Here is a 19,126-nt window from a genome sequence, read left to right on the forward strand (position 1 = left end):
CCACAGTGCCGGCGGGCTCAACACTCCACCACATTGACCGCCAGCCCGCCGAGGCTGGTCTCCTTGTACTTCTCGTTCATGTCGAGGCCGGTCTGGCGCATCGTCTCGATCGCCGCATCCAGCGGCACGAAATGGGTACCGTCGCCCTTGATGGCAAGCGAGGCGGCCGTCACCGCCTTGACAGCGCCCAGCGCGTTGCGCTCGATGCAAGGCACCTGCACCAGCCCGCCGACCGGATCGCAGGTCATGCCCAGATGATGCTCCAGCGCGATCTCGGCGGCGTTCTCGACCTGTTCGGGCGTGCCGCCCATGACGGCGCACAGCCCGGCCGCCGCCATAGCCGAAGCGGAGCCCACCTCGCCCTGGCAGCCGACTTCGGCGCCGGAGATGGACGCATTGGACTTGATGATGCCGCCCACGGCGGCGGCAGTGAGCAGGAAGTCGCGAATGCTGGGCTGGTCGGCCTCGGGATGGAAATGCAGCCAGTAGCGCAGCACCGCCGGCAGCGTGCCGGCCGCGCCGTTGGTCGGCGCGGTGACGACGCGCCCGCCGGCCGCATTCTCCTCGTTGACCGCCATGGCATAGATCGACAGCCAGTCATTGGCGAGCAGCGGATTGGGCCGGTTCTGCTGCCACTGCTCCTGCAGCTTGTCGTGCAATTGCCTGGCCCGGCGGCGCACCTTCAGCCCGCCCGGCATGATGCCGTCCTGCGACAAGCCGCGGTCGATGCAGCCTTTCATGGCACCCCAGATGGCGTCGAGGCCGGCGTCGAGCTCCTCGCGCGACATTTGTGTTTCCTCGTTGACCCGCTTCATCTCGGCAATGGAAAGGCCGCTTTTGCCCGCCATCTTCAGCATTTCGAGGGCGTTCTTGAAGGGATAAGGGACTTTCTTGCCCTCGGTCGTCACCGAACCCTTGGCTTTCATGCGCTGCAGCTCTTCTTCCGAAACCACGAAGCCGCCGCCAATCGAATAATAGATGCGCTTGAGCAGCAGGCGGTCGCCGGCGTCATAGGCATAAAACGCCATGCCGTTGGCGTGGCCGGGGAGCGGCGTCTTGCGATCGAGCACCAGATCGCTGGCCGGATTGAAACGGTAGGAAGGATGACCGGGCGGTGAAACGAGCTTGTCGGCGGTGATGCGAGCGACAATGTCGTCCGCCTGATCAGGGTCGACCGTCTGCGGCGTCTGGCCGGCAAGGCCGAGAATGACGGCACGGTCGCTGCCATGGCCGATGCCCGTATAGGCGAGCGAGCCGTGCAGGCTGGCGCCGATGCGAGCAACCTTGGCGCCGGCCGGACGCGGCCAGTCGTCTCCGGCGATCTCGTCGAGGAAACGGCGGGCGGCCGTCATCGGTCCCATCGTGTGCGAACTCGATGGTCCGATGCCGATCTTGAACAGGTCGAAAACCGAAAGGAACACGCGCCGCAATCTCCCGAAGCCGCTCTGGGACTACATATAGGAACTCCTGCGATGTTTCCGCTGTTTTGAACGGCGCGGCGCAGCGCCTGCCGACCTTGTTTGCTCCGGCAGCGACATGACCATCGAAGCCCGCGGACGATCGAAGCAATCGCACTGGATGTGATAGGTTCCGCCAATGGGCGATTCCCTCGATCTTTCGACAGCCGATCTCGCGGCGTTGGCGTTCTTCCTCATTGCGTGGGTTTTGCATACGCTCGCCTCGGACGGCGTGCTCGTCAGCCGCATGTCGCTCACCACGGCGATGAATGCGCAGCGGCAAGCCTGGATGCGCACGATGGCCGAGCGTGAGATACGCATCGTCGACACAGCCATCATGGGCGGCCTGCAGCAAGGCACCGCCTTCTTCGCCTCCAGCTCCCTGATCGCGCTTGGCGGCTGCTTTGCCTTGCTCGGTGCCTCGGACCGCGTCCTCGAGGTGTTGAGCACACTGCCTCTGGGCGGCGCCCCGTCGCGCCCGGCTTTTCAGATCAAGGTGCTGGGACTGGTGCTGATCCTGGCGTTTTCGTTCTTCAAGTTCGGCTGGGCCTACCGGCTGTTCAACTATTGCTCGATCCTGATCGGCGCCGTGCCGATCCCGCATGGCGAGGCCTCGCGCAATCCGGTCACCGAGACGGCGGTGTGGAGGGCGGCGCAGATGAACATGCTTGCGGGCAAGCATTTCAACTCCGGCCTGCGCGGCGTGTTCTTTTCGATCGGCTATCTCGGCTGGTTCGTCGATCCGGTGGTGTTCGTGCTGTCGACGCTTCTGCTCCTGGCCGTTCTGGTGCGACGCCAGTTCTTCTCGGCGGCGCGCCGCGCCGTGATCGGTCAGCCGCCGGGTGCGGGAAAAGGCTGATCGATGCGGCCGGACAGCCAATAGGCGAACAGCCCGATCCATTCGCGCATCGCCATGGTCGTGGCCTGCAGCGAATCGGCTGGATTGTCGCGGAACAGGCCGATGCCTTCACGCCCCGACGTCCGATAGTCGACCGGCCACGGAACCGTGGCGAAGCCGGCCTTGTCGAACAGCGCCTTGGCGCGTGGCATATGGTAGGCCGAGGTGACCAGCAGCCAGGTTTCGCCCGGCTTCGGCGCTATCAAAGCCTTGGTGAAGACGGCATTCTCGTAGGTGTTGCGCGATTTGCCCTCGAGGATGAGGCGTTCCGGCGCCACGCCAAGCGCGCCGAGCAGGCGCGGCGCGGTAGCGGCATCGCCCTCGGCGTCGAGGAACAATTCGCCATTGCCGCCCGAGACGACCACCTTGGCATCGGGAAAGCGCCGCGCCAATACGGCGGTCTCCACCATCCGGTCGCCGCCACTGTTCAATTCATAACCGCCGCGCGCCAGGTTGATCGCGCCTTCGAAGCCGCCGCCGAGCACGACGATGCCATCGACCTTTTGCGGCAGCGGCGGGCGTGGAAAGCGTTCCTCCAGCGGGTCGAGCATCATGGCGCCGAGCGACGTCCAGGCCGAAAGCGCCAGAATCAGAAACGCCAGCCCGCCGCCGACCGCTGCCAGCCGTCGGCGGCCGAAGAATGCCGCGACCAGCCCCGCCAGCAGCAGGAAGATCGTCAGGTTGAGCGGCTGGATAAAGAACCAGAAGATTTTCGAAAGATAAAAGAACATCCCTCACCCCTCAGATGAGAAACGATCCTACCACCACTTCTCCGGCTGGAACGTGCCGGCCGCCTGTTCGATGACGGCGGCGGTCTGGAACAGCGTCTCTTCCTCGAACGGCCTGCCGATCAGTTGCAGGCCAAGCGGCAATCCCTTGGGGTCGAGGCCGGCGGGCACGGCGATGCCCGGCAGGCCCGCCATATTCACTGTGACGGTGAAGATGTCGTTCAGGTACATCTTCACCGGATCGGAAGCCATGTCCTCGTCGGCGATGCCGAAGGCGGCAGATGGCGTCGCAGGCGTCAGGATGACGTCGACGCCGGCGGCAAAGACGTTCTCGAAGTCGCGCTTGATCAGGTTGCGCACCTTCTGCGCCTGCAAATAATAGGCGTCATAATAGCCTGCCGACAGCACATAGGTGCCGATCATGATGCGGCGCTTGACCTCGCGGCCAAAACCGGCGGCGCGGGTCTTTTCATACATCTCGACGATGTCCTTGCCGGGCACACGCAGGCCGTAGCGGACGCCGTCATAGCGCGCCAGGTTGGACGAGGCTTCGGCGGGCGCCACGATGTAATAGGCCGGCAGCGCGTATTTGGTGTGCGGCAGGGAGATGTCGACGATCTCGGCGCCGGCCTCCCTGAGCCAGGCAATGCCCTTCTGCCACAGCGCTTCGATCTCCTCCGGCATGCCGTCGACGCGGTATTCCCGGGGAATGCCGACCTTCATGCCCTTGATCGGCTTGCCGATCGCCGCCTCGTAGTCCGGCACCGGCCGGTCGACCGAGGTCGTGTCCTTCGGATCGACGGAGGCCATCGATTTGAGCAGGATCGCGGCATCGCGCACGTCGCGCGCGATCGGCCCGGCCTGATCGAGCGACGAGGCGAACGCAACGATACCCCAGCGCGAGCAGCGGCCATAGGTCGGCTTGATGCCGACTGTGCCGGTGAAGGCGGCCGGCTGGCGGATCGAGCCGCCAGTGTCGGTGGCCGTAGCGCCCGCGCACAGGAAAGCCGAGACGGCGGAGGCCGAGCCGCCCGACGAGCCACCCGGCACCAGATGCGCATTGTCCAGGGTGCGCGCGGTCCTGGTGCCGCCGGCCGAAACGAAGCCGCCATCGCCCTGATGCGTGGTCGGCATCACCATCGTATCGACGCGCGAACGCCGCCACGGATTGACCACCGGCCCGTAGTGAGACGTCTCGTTGGACGAGCCCATGGCGAACTCGTCCATGTTGAGCTTGCCCAGCATGACCGCCCCGTCGGCCCACAAATTGGAGGTGACGGTCGATTCGTAATGCGGCTTGAAGCCGTCGAGCACATGGCTGCAGGCCTGGGTGTGCACGCCCTCGGTGCCGAACAGGTCCTTGATGCCGAGCGGAATGCCTTCCAGCGCACCGCCCTCGCCCTTGACCAGCCTGGCGTCGGAGGCCTTGGCCATGTCGCACGCCTTCTCGGCGGTCACCACGACATAGGCGTTGAGCGCCGGATTGGCGCGCTCGATCGCAGCGAGATAGGCGTCGGCGATCTCGGTCGCGGTGATTTCCTTGGCGCGCAGCTTGGCGCGGGCCTGCGAAATCGTCAGTCGGGTCAGGTCGCTCATCAGGCAAGGCTCTTTTCGTAAAATACCGACCACTCGGAATCGGGATAATCCAGCACCGGGCCGCAACGCGAGAAGCCGGCACGTTCATAGACAGTCCAGGCGGCAGGATGGCGATCGCCCGTCTCCAGCACCAGACGCTTCAATCCTTCCTCGCGCGCCAGCGCTTCGACACGCTCCACGATCCTGGCGCCGATTTTCTGGCCGCGATGCGTGGGCCGCGTGTACATGCGCTTGACCTCGCCTATGGCACCATCATGGCGCTTCAGCGCCCCGCAACCGACGGCAAGACCGTCGTCGCGGGCGACGAAGACCGTGGTCTGCTCGACGGTCAGATGATAGCAGTGTTCCGGCGGCGTCAGTTCGAGCAGCGTCTCGTTGAGTTCCGCGACCAGGCCGCGCACATCGTCCTGCAGCGGCGTCTCGATGGCGATTTCGATGGCCATCGGCCTGTTACTCCACGACCTTCGGCACGAGGAAGAAGTTCTCTTCGGTGGCTGGCGCGTTGGCGACAATGTCGGCCGCCTTGTTGCCGTCGGTGACGACATCCTGGCGCTTCTTCATCTCCATCGGAGTAACCGAAGTCATCGGCTCGACACCGGAAACATCGACCTCGTTCAGCTGTTCGACGAAGCCCAGTATGGCGTTCAGCTCGCCGGTCATGCGTTCGGCATCTTCCTCGCTCACCGCAATGCGGGCGAGACGCGCGACGCGCTTCACTGTCTTGACGTCAACGGACATGTTTGTGCCTCGGGAAAACCAGCCCCGGCCTATAGCGGCGCCGCGCGCGGCGCGCAACATGTGCATGCCCACAATCGGGCAAATGACCTCACGGCAGGGCCATGCCCTCGCACAGATAGTAGCTGCCGCTGTTGCCGCTCGCCTCGCTCTCGTCTTCGATGGGCCGGACGGAGACGAGATCGATCTGCGTCGGGCTCATCTGCGTCACCGAGAGCACGTCGGGAAAGACGTAGCCCGGCTCCTGGCAAATGGCCGTCACCGCCCAGCTTGGCGAGCGTGTCGCCTTACTGATCTGCAAGAACTCGCAATTGTATTCGACCCCCTGCAGGCCATGGGCCGACAGCACGATGTTGCCGGCATCGATCAGCGTCTGCAGGGTGTCTTTCCTGGCTTGTGCGCAGAGCTCCTCGGACTTGAGGTAGACCCCTTCGATGAAATCGTCCGCGGCAAACGCCGGCGACGCCGCAAACAGCATCGAAACGCAAAGAGAGTTCCTCAAGCCCATGGTCTTATTCCGTTTTCAATTTATAGAATTTCTAGCGTGTTATAGCGTGACCGCCTCGCCGATCCCAGGCACGACGACATTCACGCCCGACCCCTCCATTCCGGCGACAAATTTGTCGGGCGTCTGGTCGAGCAGGCCGAAAGTCGCATAGTGGCATGGCACGGCGACATCGAACTTGAAATAACGGCGGCAGGCGAGAGCCGCGACGGCGCCTCCCATGGTAAAGCGGTCGCCGACCGGCACCAGGCCGATCTTCGGCTCATGCAGTTCGTTAACCAGCGCCATGTCCGAGAAGATGTCGGTATCGCCCATGTGATAGAGCGTCTTGTCGTCGTGGAAATGCAGGACCAGCCCGCAAGGATTGCCCATATAGATGCCGTCGCCGTAGGACGAGGAGTGCAATGCCTGGACAAAAGTCGTCGTGAACGGGCCGCAATCCACCGTACCACCGGTGTTGCCCTGGTTGATATTGTTCTGGTCGACGCCCTGGCCGCCGAGATAGCCGCAGACCTCGGGATTGGCGACCAGCATCGCTCCCGTCTTCTTGAGGATCTCCAGCGCATCGCCGACATGGTCTCCGTGACCATGCGTCAAAAGAACGTGGGTGACACCTTCGGCCGGGCCTTCCCAACTTTTCTTCCAAAGCGGATTGCCGCTCAGGAACGGGTCCATCAGGATGCTTGCGCCCGCCACCTCGATCTTGAAGGCGGATTGTCCGTACCAGGTGAGTTTCATCGGCGAGTTCCTCGATTTTTGCTCCGTCGGAGGATAGAACGGCGTCAGCTCAAGAGCAAAGTGTTACGGCGTCCTCGCGTGTTCAAAACGCCGCGACGGCACTGTCGGGTCAAAGGAAAACCGTTGGCTATCATTACCATCGAGGAATTGCCGGCACGGCTGGCCGGCGGCAGGACGCTCGCCGGGCTCGATCTCGGCGACAAGACGATCGGCGTCGCCGTTTCGGACCGTGGCTTTTCCTTCGCGCATCCGCGTCCTGTCATCATGCGACGGAAATTCTCGCTCGACGCGGCCGTGCTGCTGGATCTGCTGCAAAAGGAGAATGCCGGCGCGGTGGTGATTGGACTGCCGGTCAACATGGACGGCTCGGAAGGTCCGCGCGCGCAGAAATCGCGCGCCTTCGTACGCAACATGGCCGCCTTGAGCGACCTTCCCTTCCTGCTGTGGGACGAGAGGCTGTCGACGGTAGCCGCCGAACGGACGCTGATCGAGATGGATTTTTCGCGCGCCAAGCGCGCCGGCAAGATCGATTCGGCCGCCGCCGCCTTTATTCTGCAGGGAGTTTTGGACCGGCTTCGCTCGCTCGGTGCGGCCGCTCGAACGGCACCGGAACCGCCGACCGCCTCTTGATCCACCCGATGATTTCACGGCGGCGGCGAAACGCCCAGATCGCCAGCAGCAGCAGGCCGTCGAATATACAGGCTCTTCCCACCATGCCGGGAATGATTGCCGGGTCGATGCCGAGCATCTGGCCGTAGAGTTGGAAGACGAAATCGTGCAACTGCCGGCTCAGCATGACGTAGCCGAAATTCATGTCGTTGAGCGACAGGTAGAACCAGCCCCAGAAAAGCGCCATCGGAGCCGCCCACAATGCGAAGATGTAACGCATCAGCGGCCTCCCTTCCGGGTCGGCTCGGGTCGGCCCGATATCAGCGAAAGCAGCGAATTGTGGGCTGCGGCCCTGGCCATGCTGTGCGCCGTGGCGTGGATTTCGACCTCATCCGATGCGGCCAGGGCGCGGCGCTCGGCAAGCATGGCGACATAGGAGGCCAGAAGTGCGGCCAATTGCACGGCGACGACCAGGAACAGCCCGTTGATGCCTTGCGCCGCGCCTCCGACCAGGATGAGCGAAAGCACGCCGGAAGCGCTGATGAAGGCGACGCGGGCAACGCTGTCGGCGCCCGGATTGCTGGCATTGTTGATCAGCGCCTCGACAAAGGCCCAGAAGAACAGCACCGCCACGACAAGCAGGGCCGTGGCCAGAGGCGCAACCACGACGACATTTTCGAGATCGACGAAGCGGGCGCTCTCGATTGTCACGCCCAGCACGCCAAGCGCCCCGGCCACGCCGCGGTTTCCATCGATGCAGATGATCGCCAGCAGGGCGAAAACGATCGTCCAGTGCAAGGCGAGAAAAGAGGTCAATACCTGTCGCATCGTGATTCCTGCTTCGACAGGAATGACAGTGGGCTTTGCCGCCAGCCCTCGCAACGGAAACCATTTGTTAAGGTTAACGGCGCGGGGGAACGACCAAGGCTTGGCCCATGGCTGCTGCTCAGTTGGTTGGCGGATAGAGCGTGTCGATGATCATGCGCGCATCATGGCGCGAATCGAGCATGCCATAGGTGTTGCGCCACTGGCCCGCCAGCCGCGTCTCGACGAAGGCATCGGCGATCCGCCCTGCCCCCAACCGGCGCAATTCCGCCGCCGCCGCCGACAGCGCCAGTTGCTCCGTCAGCAGGCGGGCCGAGCCTTCATCGGTCGCGGCCACCTGCATCGCCGCCTTCAGCACACCGATGGTGCCGCGCCCGCCCGCGCCCAGGTCGCGATCGATGCCGGCAAGCACCTCCTCGAACAGGCCCGGCGCGCGGCCAAGCACGCGCAGCACATCCAGTGCCATGACATTGCCCGACCCTTCCCAAATCGCATTGACCGGAGCTTCGCGATAGTAGCGGGCGAGCGGCGCCTCCTCGACATAGCCATTGCCGCCTAGGCATTCCATCGCCTCGTAGAGCAGCGGCGGCGCGATTTTGCAGACCCAATATTTGACGACCGGCGTCATGGCACGGGCAAAGGCCGCCTCGCCGCGATCGCTCGCCGCCTCGTCGAAGGAACGCGCCAGACGGAACGACAGCGCCGTGGCAGCGGCGACGTCGAGCGCCATGTCGGCCAGCACGCGCTGCATCAGCGGCTGCTCGATCAGGTTGGTGCCGAACACCTGGCGATGGCGGGCGTGATGAACGGCTTCGGCCAGACCCGCCCGCATGATCGCCGAAGACGCCACGGCGCAGTCGAGCCGGGTCAAGGTCACCATGTCCATGATCGTCTTCACGCCGGCGCCCGGCTCGCCGACCATCTCGCCGATCGCGTTGACGAACTCCACCTCGGAAGACGCATTCGACCGGTTGCCGAGCTTGTCCTTCAGGCGCTGGAAACGGAAGCCGTTGCCCGAGCCGTCGCCAAGGACGCGCGGCACGAGGAAGCAAGACAATCCCTCGGGCGCCTGCGCCAGCACGAGGAAGGCATCCGACATCGGCGCCGACATGAACCATTTGTGGCCGGTCAGGCGATAGAAGCCGCTGCCTACGCGCTCGGCCTTCGTCACATTGGCGCGCACATCCGTGCCGCCCTGTTTCTCGGTCATGCCCATGCCGAGCGTAAGCCCGGTCTTCTCGACCGGCGGCTTTTGGCTCTGGTCATATTTGCGCGTCGTCACGCGCGGCGCCCACTCGCGAAACAGTTTCGGGCTCGCCATCAGCGCCGCCAGCGAAGCGCTGGTCATGGTGATGGGACACAGATGTCCGGTCTCGAGTTCGGCCGTCAGGTAGAACCGGGCCGCGCGCACCTGATGGCGGCGGCCGATCTCGGCATCGCCGTTCTCCCAGACCGAGGAGTGCAGCCCGTTGGCGACGGAACGGCGCATCAAGGCGTGATAGGCGGGGTGGAACTCGACCAGATCGATGCGCCGGCCCTGGCGATCATGCGTCCTGAGCCTCGGCGTTTCGACATTGGCGAGGCGGGCCAGTTCCTGGGCCTCCTGCGTCAGCACGAAGCGGCCGAGCCCGTCGAGATCCTTGCGCACCGGATCGGAAAAGCGCTCTGCAAGCTGGATCAGCAACGGATCGCCCCGCCAGGCGTTGCCGCCTGTCAGCGGCGGCGGCTGGTTCGTCACGTCGTCGGTCACGCTTCATCCTTACTGCCAGGCGGCTACGAATCCGGAGCCATCGGCTAGATATAGCCCAAGGCGCGCGACGAAAATACCGGGGAGAACGGCCGCAATCCAAAGCTGGCGCTTGCAGCCATGGAACGTCCACCCTATAGCAGCCCCTTGAGATGACCGACGCTTCGTCCCTGCCACTCTATCCCCACCGCCATCTTCTGGGCATCCGCGATCTTTCCCCCGCCGACATCGAGCTTCTGCTCGACAGGGCGGACCGGGCGGTCGCGATCTCGCGGCAATCCGAGAAGAAAACCTCGGCGCTGCGCGGCCGCACCCAGATCAACCTGTTCTACGAGGCTTCGACGCGGACGCAGTCGTCGTTCGAGCTGGCCGGAAAGCGTCTCGGCGCCGACGTCATGAACATGTCGGTGGCGAGTTCCTCGGTGAAGAAGGGCGAGACGCTCATCGACACGGCCATGACGCTGAACGCCATGCGGCCCGACATATTGATCATCCGCCACCAGTCGGCGGGTGCGGCCGCCCTTCTGGCGCAGAAGGTCGGCTGCTCCGTGGTCAATGCGGGGGACGGCGCGCATGAGCACCCGACACAGGCGCTGCTTGACGCGCTGACCATCCGCCGCGCCAAGGGTCCGCTGTCGAAACTGATCGTGGCGATCTGCGGCGACATCCTGCATTCGCGCGTCGCCCGCTCCAACATCATGCTGCTCAACGCGCTCGGTGCGCAGGTGCGCGTCGTCGCACCCTCGACGCTGCTGCCCGCGGGCATCGACAGGATGGGTGTAATCGTCTGCCGCTCGATGGCAGAAGGCCTCAGGGACGCCGACGTGGTGATGATGCTGCGCCTGCAGCGCGAGCGGATGGAGGGCGCCTTCGTGCCTTCGGTGCGCGAATATTTCCGCTATTTCGGCCTCGATGCCGAGAAGCTGAAAGCGGCCAAGGACGACGCGCTGGTGATGCATCCGGGCCCGATGAACCGTGGCGTCGAAATCGCCTCGGAGATCGCGGACGGGCCGCAGAGCGTCATCCAGGAACAGGTAGAGATGGGCGTCGCCGTGCGCATGGCAGTGATGGAAGCGCTGCTCGACCCGCGGCGCAACCATGAGGGCCGCGGCGCATGAGCATCACGGTATTCGAGCGCGCCCGCATCATCGATCCCTCGCGCGGCGTAGACGAGACCGGGACGGTTATCGTCGACGGGAAGAAGATAGCCGCCGCCGGCAAGGCTGCGCTGAACCAGGGCGCGCCCGCAGGGGCCACCATCGTCGACTGCTCCGGCAAGGCGGTCATTCCGGGCCTGATCGACGCCCGCGTCTTCATCGGCGAACCGGGCGGCGAACATCGCGAAACGATCGCGTCGGCAAGTGTCGCCGCGGCTGCCGGCGGCGTCACCTCGATCGTCATGATGCCCGATACCGATCCCGTTATCGACAATGTGGCCTTGGTCGAATTCGTGTTGCGCACCGCCAAGGACACGGCCATCGTCAATATTTTCCCGGCCGCAGCCATCACCAAAGGCCTCGACGGCCGCGAGATGACCGAATTCGGCCTGCTGCGCGAGGCCGGCGCCGTGGCCTTCACCGACGGCCGCCACACCATATCAAGCGCGTTGGTGATGCGCCGGGCGCTGACCTATGCCCGCGATTTCGGCGCAACCATCGTGCACGAAACCCAGGATGCCGACCTCGCGTCGTCGGGCGTGATGAACGAGGGACTCTACGCCAGCTGGCTAGGACTTTCCGGCATTCCGCGTGAGGCCGAAACCATCCCGCTGGAGCGCGACCTTGCCCTGGCGCGCCTGACGCGCGGTTCCTACCACGCGGCAAAGATATCGACGGCAATGGCGGCGGCGTCGGTGGCGCGCGCGAAGGCGGACGGCGCGACCGTCACATCGGGCGTGTCGATCCACAATCTGTCACTCAATGAAAACGATGTCGGGGAATATCGCACCTTCTTCCGCCTGACCCCGCCGCTGCGCGCCGAGGAAGACCGCCTGGCGATGATCGAAGCGATCAGGGACGGCACGATCGACATCATCGTCTCCTCGCACGATCCGCAGGACGTCGACACCAAGCGCCTGCCCTTCGCCGACGCGGCAGCCGGCGCCATCGGGCTGGAAACGTTGCTGGGCGCGGCCTTGCGGCTCTACCACAATGGCGACGTGCCGTTGTTGCGGCTGATCGAGACCTTGTCCACGGCGCCGGCACGGCTGTTCGGCCTGCCCGGCGGCACGCTCAAGCCCGGCGCTCTCGCGGACCTTGCGCTTGTCGATCTGGATGAACCCTGGATCGTCAGCGAAAGCGGCATCCGCTCGCGCTCGAAAAACACCTGTTTCGAAGGCGCGCGCCTGCAGGGCAAGGTCTTGCAAACGCTGGTGGCGGGCCGCACAGTGTTCTCGGTCTGAGCTGGCGGTGGCGCATCGCGCCGAATTCAGCCCGTCAGAGGGAAATGCGGGGGGGAACAATGACTTACAACCTGATCCCGGCGCTGGTGCTCGGCTATCTCCTGGGCTCGATTCCGTTCGGGCTTCTGCTGACCCGTGCGGCAGGGCTTGGCGACGTGCGCCAGATCGGCTCCGGCAATATCGGCGCCACAAATGTGCTACGCACCGGCAACAAGGGCCTTGCCGCGGCCACGCTGCTGCTCGACGCACTGAAGGGCACGGTCGCCGTGCTGATCGCGGGCCATTTCGCGCCCGAACTCGGCGCTTGGGCCGGCCTTGGCGCCTTCCTCGGCCATCTCTTCCCGATCTGGCTCGGCTTCAAGGGAGGCAAGGGTGTCGCCACCTATCTCGGCGTGCTGATCGGTCTTGCCTGGCAGGTGGCGCTGATCTTCGCCGTCGTCTGGCTGGCCATGGCATTCCTGTTCCGCTACTCCTCCCTTGCAGCGCTGACGGCCGCGGTCGCCGTGCCGATCGCCCTCTATTTCCTGAGCACACCGCAGATTGCCGCATTGTTCGTCGTGATGAGCCTGATCGTCTTCATCAAGCACCGGGCCAACATTTCACGCCTGCTTGCCAGCACCGAGGGCAAAATCGGGGCGAAGGAGTGAGCAAGCCGGTCGCCGGGCCGCGCCTCAGCGACCGGCAGCGGTTGAGCTGGCTGCGGCTGATCCGCACCCAAAATGTAGGTCCTGCCTCCTTTCGCGACCTGATCAACCGCTTCGGTTCGGCCGAGGTCGCGCTGGAAATGCTGCCGGAACTGATGATTTCGGGCGGCGCCAGCAGGATCGCCCGCATTCCCTCGATCGCCGAGGCCGAAGCGGAACTGGAGGCCGCAAGGCGGGCAGGCGCCCGCTTTGTCGGTATCGGCGAGCCGGACTATCCCGCTTTGTTGAAAAACATGGACCATCCTCCGCCGCTGCTGGCGGTGAAAGGCGAAGGCGCCGTGTTCCGGCTGCCCGCGGTGGCTATCGTCGGCGCCCGCAACGCCTCGCTCGCCGGCATCAAGATGGCGCGCATGCTGGCGAGCGACCTTGGCCGCGACGGTTACGCCATCATCTCCGGTCTCGCGCGCGGCATCGACACTTCAGCACATCAGGGCAGCCTCTCGACGGGCACGATCGGCGTGCTGGCCGGAGGCCTCGATCTGCCCTACCCGCCTGAGAATGCCGGCTTATGCGATGAAATCGTCGAGCGCGGCGGCGCCATCATTTCGGAGATGCCGTTCGGCTGGCAGCCGCGTGCCCAGGATTTTCCGCGCCGCAACCGCCTTGTCGCGGGTGCGGCAGTCGGTCTGGTGGTGGTCGAGGCGGCGCAGCGTTCCGGGTCCCTGATCAGCGCCAGGCTTGCAGGCGAAATGGGCCGGCTGGTGTTTGCCGTACCCGGCTCGCCGCTTGATCCACGCGCCGCCGGCACCAATGGCCTGCTCAAGGACGGCGCCACCTTGGTCACCGAAGCAGCCGACATTCACAGAGCAATCGCGCCGCTGACCGGTTTGCGGGCCCCCGAACTGCCGCCCTTTGAAGATCCGCCCGATTTCTCGGCCACGCCGCCACCCGGCGAAAACGACCGCGCCAAGGTGATCGAAGCGCTCGGCCCGATCCCGGTGGCCATCGACGAGATCATCCGCCACACCGGCCTGCACCCGGCACAGGTGTTCATGGTGCTCCTGGAGCTCGACCTTGCCGGCCGGCTCGAACGTCATGCCGGCGGCAATGTCTCGCTGGTTTTCGCGGAAGGCTGACAGCCTCCGTCAGTGGCGGTCGCGCTTCTTCTGTTCGGCCTCGGTGTAGTCGGGCGTGTTTGCGCCGAACAGGTCCCTCTCGACGGCCTTTCGCCAGACGGCATCGGCGTCTTCAGGACGCGATGGATCGAAAGTTGTCTCGGTGTCCTGCATGCGCCGGTGCGAACGCCGCCGGAGCCACGCGGGCATGATCTCGTGAATGAGGCTGGTGAACTGGACCATTGATCAACTCCCTGAACCCGTTCTTCAACGTGCAAGATGCCTCTGCGCGGCCTCAGCTCTGCCGGGCAGTGGGCTGGACCACCTCCTCAAACCGGCCCGTGCCGGATTGGTCGTGGCATAGGGATTCGAGCCAGTTAAGGGTCTCGCCGACATCGGCCAGCGCGTGGCGCGCCGCGGTTTTCCCTTGCGGTTTGATGCGGACCGAAATGCCGTCCATTTCATTGACGGCCTCGAAGCCGTTCTCATCCGACGTGTCGTCTCCGAGGAATACGGGAACCCGCCCCCTGAAAGCCGGCAACTCGCAGAAACGCCTGATTGCCGCTCCCTTGGCCGCTTCGAGCGGCATCAATTCCACCCCGGCATTGCCGGCTAGAACCCGATATCCCTGGGGGAGCCGCTCCAGCGCCTGTTCGACCAATTGCGTCGCCCGTTGCAGCAACTGCGGCGCCGCGCGCGTATGGATGGCGAGGATCGGGCCCTTGCGCTCGATATAGACATCCCCATTGTCCAGTTCCGCCTCGATTTCCTCGGCAAGCGCGGCAATGTCGGCGGGCTCGCCTGCGGCCTCGACCGGCCCATCGCGCACAAGCCGGTGTTCCAGGCCATATAGACCGGCGGCCGGCAGGCGCAGCGGCTGGAAGAGCCGGTCGACAGCGGAAACGGATCGGCCAGTTATGAAGGCCAATGCGCCGGCCAAGCGCCCGTCCAGCTTTGTCAGCATGTTTCGCAACGTATCGCCGACGACCACCGCATCGGGATGCGCGGCATGTTCGAGAAGCGTGCCGTCAATGTCGAGGAAGAGTGCCCACGGCTCTTGCGGGACGGTCGGTGCAGGCAGGCTTGTCGATCCCGACATCACAGCGCCGCGACCCGTTTGCGATCAAGCAGCGATATCACATTGGCCGCGGCAACCGAGCCCGGCCCGGCGGGATCGATCGCGGCCCGCTTGCGCAAGCGGGCGGCATCGAGAAGCATGCTGCCCGCCCAGCGATAGACATTGTTGTCGCGGACGATCTCGCGCATGCGTTGCATGCGCTGGCGCTGCTCGGCGGGCACCATGGTCAATGCCTGCAGCAACGCCTCGGCCATCATCGTCTCGTCGTAAGGATTGACGATCAGCGCCTCGAGAAGCTCCTTGGAAGCGCCGGCAAACATGCTGAGCATCAACACGCCCTGCTCGTCGTCGCGCGCGGCGACAAATTCCTTCGCGACCAGGTTCATTCCGTCGTGCAGGCTGGTCACCATGCAGACATCGGCGGCTCGGTAGATTTCGTAGACCTGCTCCTGGGAATGGTGTTCAGCCACCATCAAGACAGGCGTGTAGCCGTCCCGGCCATAACGCTCGTTGAGCTCCGCCGCGCAGCGCAGGCATTCCTCGTGCAGTTGCTGGTAGGCCGGCAAGGTTCCACGGCTTGGCGCCGCGATCTGCAGGAAAGCCACCTTGCCGATCCACTCCGGGTGTTGCTTGAACAATTCGTCCAATGCGTGAAACCGGTCGAGAATGCCTTTCGTATAGTCGAGGCGCTCGACGCCGACACAGAGGCTGACATTGTCCGCCAGCCCGAATTTTTCGCGAATTCGCGCGCGGCACTGCGCGATAGCGGGCAATTTCCCGAGTTGAGCCGGCGGCCACTCTATCGAGATCGGATAGGCGTGGACCAGGCTGGTCTGGCCGCCATAGGAGATCGCCGAGTCCTCGCGCTCGATCCTGCTTTCCAGGAAGCGGTCGACGCTCTCGATGAAGTTGTTGCAGTGGAACTGCGTATGGAAGCCGATGATCGAGCTTCCCAGCAGGCCGTCCAAGATCTTCTCCCGCCAGGGGCAGATGCTGAAGACTTCCGAATTCGGCCAAGGAATGTGCCAGAAGGTGATGACGATCGCATCGGGCAGGCGTTCCCGGATCATTCGCGGCAGCAGCGCGAAATGATAGTCCTGGACGAGGACGATCGGGCGTTCGTTCCGGGCTTCGGCAACGACGGTATCGGCGAATTTCTGATTGACGGCTTCGTATGTCTCCCAGTCGGACGTGCGGAAGACGGGCCGTGTAAAGGCTATGTGGCACAAGGGCCAGAGACCTTCATTGGCAAAGCCCAGATAGTAGCCTTGCTGTTCCTCCTCGGTCAGCCAGACACGGCGCAACGTATAGGATGGGTTCTCAGGTGGGACCTCGATGCGGTCGTTCTGGTCCACGACGAGATGATCCGCCGAGCCGCCGCCATAGGCTATCCAGGTCCCCGCACAGGCACGGGTGATCGGCTCCAGCGCCGAGACAAGTCCGCTGGCCGGTACAACCAGGTCGACATTGTTGTCCCTGAGATTGTGAATGTAGGGCTCGCGGTTGGAAACGACGATCACCTGCGCATCCGGCAGTTCCTTCGCCAGGATTTCGCGCAATGTCGAGGGCGACCAATTAACGAGCGCCGCGTCGGCGGAATGGCCATTTTTTTCGAATTCCCGCAACACGACGCGAGCCGGTGCCGGCTCGACATTCGCCGGCTCCGACGGGGTTCGGCGGGATCGCAGCGCGGAAATCACCAAGGCAACGAGGGAAACACAGAGGCTGGCAAGAATGACGAACCATAGAGCGGAGGCGGAATGGAGGAAGTCGAAACCGTTGTCTGCCATTGATGTGAATTGCTCCGGCCTAAATCGCGCACTCGTGGGGTGATTGTGCAACGCACGTCGCCGGTGATGGTTCCGGTTTTTAGCTGCGCACGATCAAAGGCGCCAACCCCTCATGGCGGTCGGCCAGGAAGGCGCCCACACGATCCCCTACCCGCTGGAACGTCAGGTCGACTGCCGTGCCCGCCACCGCGAGATGGCGGATCACTAGGCTATCGATGCCGATTGGCAGGCGTGGCCTTGTGACATGGATTTCGCCGGCCCAGCCGTCGATATGGAGGCCTAGACAGGCCTGCATCAGCATGAAGGTGGAACCCGCCGACCAGGCCTGCGGCAGGCAAGCGACCGGATACGCGATCGGCGCCTCGCCCGGAGCGCGGGTGAAACCGCAGAAGAGTTCGGGCAGGCGCATGTTGAAATGGACGGCGGATTCGAACGTCCCGCTCATCAGCCGCACCACATTGTCGCGGATTCCGTATCGCGCAAGGCCTGCCGCGCAGATCGCCGTGTCGTGCGGCCAGATGGAGCCATTGTGATACGACATGGGATTGAAGAATATCGCGTCGTCGGCGAGCGTCCTCAGTCCCCAGCCGGAGTGGAAAGAAGCCGACAGCAACTGATCGGCGACGATCCGCGCCCGATCAGGATCCGGAAGTCCGACATAGAGCAGATGTCCGGCATTGGATGTGCGCACCTCGCATGGCTGGCCGTCGCCATCGAGCGCCAGCGCATAGTAACCCAGCTCTTCGATCCAGAAATGGCTTTCAACCCGCTGGCGGATCTCTTCGGCCCGCCTTTCCCAACCCTCCGCCCTTTCGGTTTCGCCGCGCCGCCGGGCCAGTTTCGCCAGCCCCTGGAACGCCGCGAAGACGTACCCCTGCACCTCGACCAGTGCGATCGGTCCCTTCGGAATACGACCGTCGGCATGAAAGACGGAATCGAAGCTGTCCTTCCATCCCTGGTTGGCGAGACCCGATTCCGCAGCGCGCCGGTAAGTGACGAATCCGGTCGGCCCGCTTGCCGCTTCGATCCATTCGGCGGCCGCACATAGCGACGGCCATAGACCGTCGATAAAGGTCATGTCTCCGGTGCGGTCCGCATAGGCGCAGGCGAGATGAATATAGAGCGGAGTGGTGTCGACGCCGCCATAGTAGCGGCCGAACGGCAACTCGCTCAGCGCCGTCATTTCGCCCTTGCGCGTTTCATGCATGATCTTGCCGGGCTGGGAGTCGCTGAAGGGCGAGGTTTCGGTTGCCTGATGCTGCGCAAGAAAGGCAAGCACGCCGCGCGCCAGGCCGGGATTAAGCCAGAGCATTTGCAACGCCGAGATGACGCCATCCCTGCCGAAGGCGGTCGAGAACCACGGAATGCCGGCATAGGGATAAGGACCGGTCGCGAGTTCGGTGGTGAGCAGCGCCACATCCGCACGGGCGCGCTCCATCCAGTCGTTGAACACCCTGCCCGAACTGTGCAGCGTCGCGCCATGGCGGCGCTTGGCGCGCATGCCGAAACGCGCGCGCGCCGCTGCGGCGCGAAACCGGTCGCGGTCGGGAACATCCGCTATTTCGCTGCCGACCTCCACATACAGCGTCTTGCGGCTGCGCTTTGTGACGGCAATGTAGAAATCCGCCCGGTCGGAGGTCAACTCGTCGGGTTTCTGCGAAAACGTTATCGTCGAGGTCCGCACCACCTTGTCCAGGCCCTCGTAGCGAAGCAGCACCGAATTCTCGCCTATCTCGGCCGTATGGGCGGTGCCGCGTTTCGGGCGCGTCGAGCCGCGAACTTCGAACATGTCGCGGAAATCGGCGGCGAAGCGCAGCGAAAGCAGGATGGTCGAGTGTTCCTGGCTGTAGTTGGATAGGGTCAGGCGCTCATACAGCCGGTCCTGCCACAGCAGCCTGACACGCTCGATGTGGATCGCTCCTTGAGGCATGGGCCGGCCGCCGGCGCTCTCGATCGGCAGATTTGTCAGATTGCTGGTGAACAGGACATTGTCCTGGCTCAGCGACGCTCCCAGCAGCGATGTCGAACGCCCGCCGACCGCCAGGCGGAATTCGGAAAGCACGCGCGTGTCGTCGCGGAAGAAGCCGTCGCCGACACCGCGTATGTCGCCATAGGAATCGGCGACGGCGAAGCAGTCGCCATGTTTGAGTGCGAAAAGCCGGTGCGGTTCCCTCGGCGCGGTTTCGTCCAGGGAGGCCAGTGCTATTGCGGGATCGAGCTTGCGCTCGTCAAGTTGGGTGATGGTCAAGAAGACTGTCCC

The 19,126-nt window shown here is 64.3% G+C and carries 20 protein-coding genes; 6 read left to right on the forward strand and 14 right to left on the reverse strand.

Going from position 1 to position 19,126, the window contains the following annotated elements; translation table 11 throughout:
- Positions 1 to 17 precede the first annotated feature (17 nt).
- A complete protein-coding gene (locus LB566_RS12865) occupies positions 18 to 1,421 on the reverse strand; it encodes an L-serine ammonia-lyase (RefSeq protein ID WP_224624660.1) in 1,404 nt (467 codons plus the stop codon).
- A gap of 175 nt (positions 1,422 to 1,596) precedes the next feature.
- Here LB566_RS12865 and LB566_RS12870 point away from each other — a divergent pair, with 175 nt between their 5' ends.
- The gene (locus tag LB566_RS12870) at positions 1,597 to 2,316 is read left to right on the forward strand and encodes a DUF599 domain-containing protein (protein WP_224624661.1); all 720 of its coding nucleotides are present in this window, start codon (positions 1,597 to 1,599) and stop codon (positions 2,314 to 2,316) included.
- Here the strand turns inward: LB566_RS12870 and LB566_RS12875 are convergent.
- The 6 genes from LB566_RS12875 to LB566_RS12900 all read right to left on the reverse strand — a co-directional run bounded on the left by LB566_RS12875 (position 2,289) and on the right by LB566_RS12900 (position 6,657).
- A complete protein-coding gene (locus LB566_RS12875; protein ID WP_140548323.1) occupies positions 2,289 to 3,086 on the reverse strand; it encodes a YdcF family protein in 798 nt (265 codons plus the stop codon). The genes LB566_RS12870 and LB566_RS12875 overlap by 28 nt on opposite strands.
- A 27-nt stretch (positions 3,087 to 3,113) precedes the next feature.
- The gene (locus LB566_RS12880; RefSeq protein WP_224624662.1) at positions 3,114 to 4,679 is read right to left on the reverse strand and encodes an amidase; all 1,566 of its coding nucleotides are present in this window, start codon (positions 4,677 to 4,679) and stop codon (positions 3,114 to 3,116) included.
- Positions 4,679 to 5,122, reverse strand: coding sequence for a GNAT family N-acetyltransferase (locus LB566_RS12885; protein WP_224624663.1), 444 nt, complete (start codon positions 5,120 to 5,122; stop codon positions 4,679 to 4,681). The genes LB566_RS12880 and LB566_RS12885 overlap by 1 nt, the downstream gene beginning before the upstream one ends.
- A gap of 7 nt (positions 5,123 to 5,129) precedes the next feature.
- Complete coding sequence (gatC, locus tag LB566_RS12890) at positions 5,130 to 5,417, reverse strand: Asp-tRNA(Asn)/Glu-tRNA(Gln) amidotransferase subunit GatC (protein ID WP_027044576.1); 288 nt, start codon at positions 5,415 to 5,417, stop codon at positions 5,130 to 5,132.
- Between the two features lie 88 nt (positions 5,418 to 5,505).
- A complete protein-coding gene (locus tag LB566_RS12895) occupies positions 5,506 to 5,922 on the reverse strand; it encodes a hypothetical protein (protein ID WP_140548317.1) in 417 nt (138 codons plus the stop codon).
- A gap of 39 nt (positions 5,923 to 5,961) precedes the next feature.
- Complete coding sequence (locus LB566_RS12900; RefSeq protein WP_140548315.1) at positions 5,962 to 6,657, reverse strand: metal-dependent hydrolase; 696 nt, start codon at positions 6,655 to 6,657, stop codon at positions 5,962 to 5,964.
- A 123-nt stretch (positions 6,658 to 6,780) separates the two neighbouring features.
- On the opposite strand from LB566_RS12900, the gene ruvX reads away from it, so the two are divergent.
- Positions 6,781 to 7,287: a Holliday junction resolvase RuvX gene (gene ruvX, locus LB566_RS12905; RefSeq protein WP_224624664.1), complete on the forward strand. Its 507-nt coding sequence runs from the start codon at positions 6,781 to 6,783 to the stop codon at positions 7,285 to 7,287.
- Here ruvX and LB566_RS12910 read toward each other — a convergent pair.
- From LB566_RS12910 to LB566_RS12920, 3 genes are all read right to left on the reverse strand, one after another.
- Positions 7,205 to 7,546 carry a DUF6105 family protein gene (locus LB566_RS12910; RefSeq protein WP_224624665.1) on the reverse strand — a complete coding sequence of 114 codons (342 nt, stop codon included), beginning with the start codon at positions 7,544 to 7,546 and terminating at the stop codon, positions 7,205 to 7,207. The genes ruvX and LB566_RS12910 overlap by 83 nt on opposite strands.
- Positions 7,546 to 8,094, reverse strand: a complete 549-nt coding sequence (locus tag LB566_RS12915; RefSeq protein ID WP_224624666.1) for a hypothetical protein — start codon at positions 8,092 to 8,094, stop codon at positions 7,546 to 7,548. Before LB566_RS12915 ends, LB566_RS12910 begins: the two co-directional genes overlap by 1 nt.
- Before the next feature lie 118 nt (positions 8,095 to 8,212).
- A complete protein-coding gene (locus LB566_RS12920) occupies positions 8,213 to 9,841 on the reverse strand; it encodes a DNA alkylation response protein (RefSeq protein ID WP_140548307.1) in 1,629 nt (542 codons plus the stop codon).
- A 149-nt stretch (positions 9,842 to 9,990) separates the two neighbouring features.
- On the opposite strand from LB566_RS12920, the gene LB566_RS12925 reads away from it, so the two are divergent.
- From LB566_RS12925 to dprA, 4 genes are read left to right on the forward strand one after another with little or no spacing between them, the layout of a single operon-like run.
- Positions 9,991 to 10,956 (forward strand): aspartate carbamoyltransferase catalytic subunit, encoded by a 966-nt coding sequence (locus LB566_RS12925; RefSeq protein WP_224624667.1) that lies wholly within the window; start codon positions 9,991 to 9,993, stop codon positions 10,954 to 10,956.
- Positions 10,953 to 12,239 carry a dihydroorotase gene (locus LB566_RS12930; protein ID WP_224624668.1) on the forward strand — a complete coding sequence of 429 codons (1,287 nt, stop codon included), beginning with the start codon at positions 10,953 to 10,955 and terminating at the stop codon, positions 12,237 to 12,239. The genes LB566_RS12925 and LB566_RS12930 overlap by 4 nt, the downstream gene beginning before the upstream one ends.
- A gap of 59 nt (positions 12,240 to 12,298) precedes the next feature.
- Positions 12,299 to 12,886 (forward strand): glycerol-3-phosphate 1-O-acyltransferase PlsY, encoded by a 588-nt coding sequence (gene plsY / locus LB566_RS12935; protein WP_224624669.1) that lies wholly within the window; start codon positions 12,299 to 12,301, stop codon positions 12,884 to 12,886.
- Positions 12,883 to 14,019 carry a DNA-processing protein DprA gene (dprA, locus tag LB566_RS12940; RefSeq protein ID WP_224624670.1) on the forward strand — a complete coding sequence of 379 codons (1,137 nt, stop codon included), beginning with the start codon at positions 12,883 to 12,885 and terminating at the stop codon, positions 14,017 to 14,019. The genes plsY and dprA overlap by 4 nt, the downstream gene beginning before the upstream one ends.
- Before the next feature lie 9 nt (positions 14,020 to 14,028).
- Here dprA and LB566_RS12945 read toward each other — a convergent pair whose 3' ends face one another.
- The 4 genes from LB566_RS12945 to LB566_RS12960 form a co-directional block, all read right to left on the reverse strand.
- Entirely contained in the window at positions 14,029 to 14,241 is a 213-nt protein-coding gene (locus tag LB566_RS12945) for a hypothetical protein (protein WP_140548297.1), read from the reverse strand.
- 52 nt (positions 14,242 to 14,293) lie between these two features.
- Positions 14,294 to 15,097, reverse strand: coding sequence for a trehalose-phosphatase (gene otsB / locus LB566_RS12950; protein WP_224624671.1), 804 nt, complete (start codon positions 15,095 to 15,097; stop codon positions 14,294 to 14,296).
- Positions 15,097 to 16,866 carry a trehalose-6-phosphate synthase gene (locus tag LB566_RS12955; protein ID WP_224624672.1) on the reverse strand — a complete coding sequence of 590 codons (1,770 nt, stop codon included), beginning with the start codon at positions 16,864 to 16,866 and terminating at the stop codon, positions 15,097 to 15,099. Before LB566_RS12955 ends, otsB begins: the two co-directional genes overlap by 1 nt.
- 79 nt (positions 16,867 to 16,945) lie before the next feature.
- A complete protein-coding gene (locus LB566_RS12960; protein WP_224624756.1) occupies positions 16,946 to 19,108 on the reverse strand; it encodes a glycogen debranching N-terminal domain-containing protein in 2,163 nt (720 codons plus the stop codon).
- Positions 19,109 to 19,126: the final 18 nt, after the last annotated feature.

Source organism: Mesorhizobium sp. CA13, assembly GCF_020165235.1.
Taxonomy (GTDB): domain Bacteria; phylum Pseudomonadota; class Alphaproteobacteria; order Rhizobiales; family Rhizobiaceae; genus Mesorhizobium.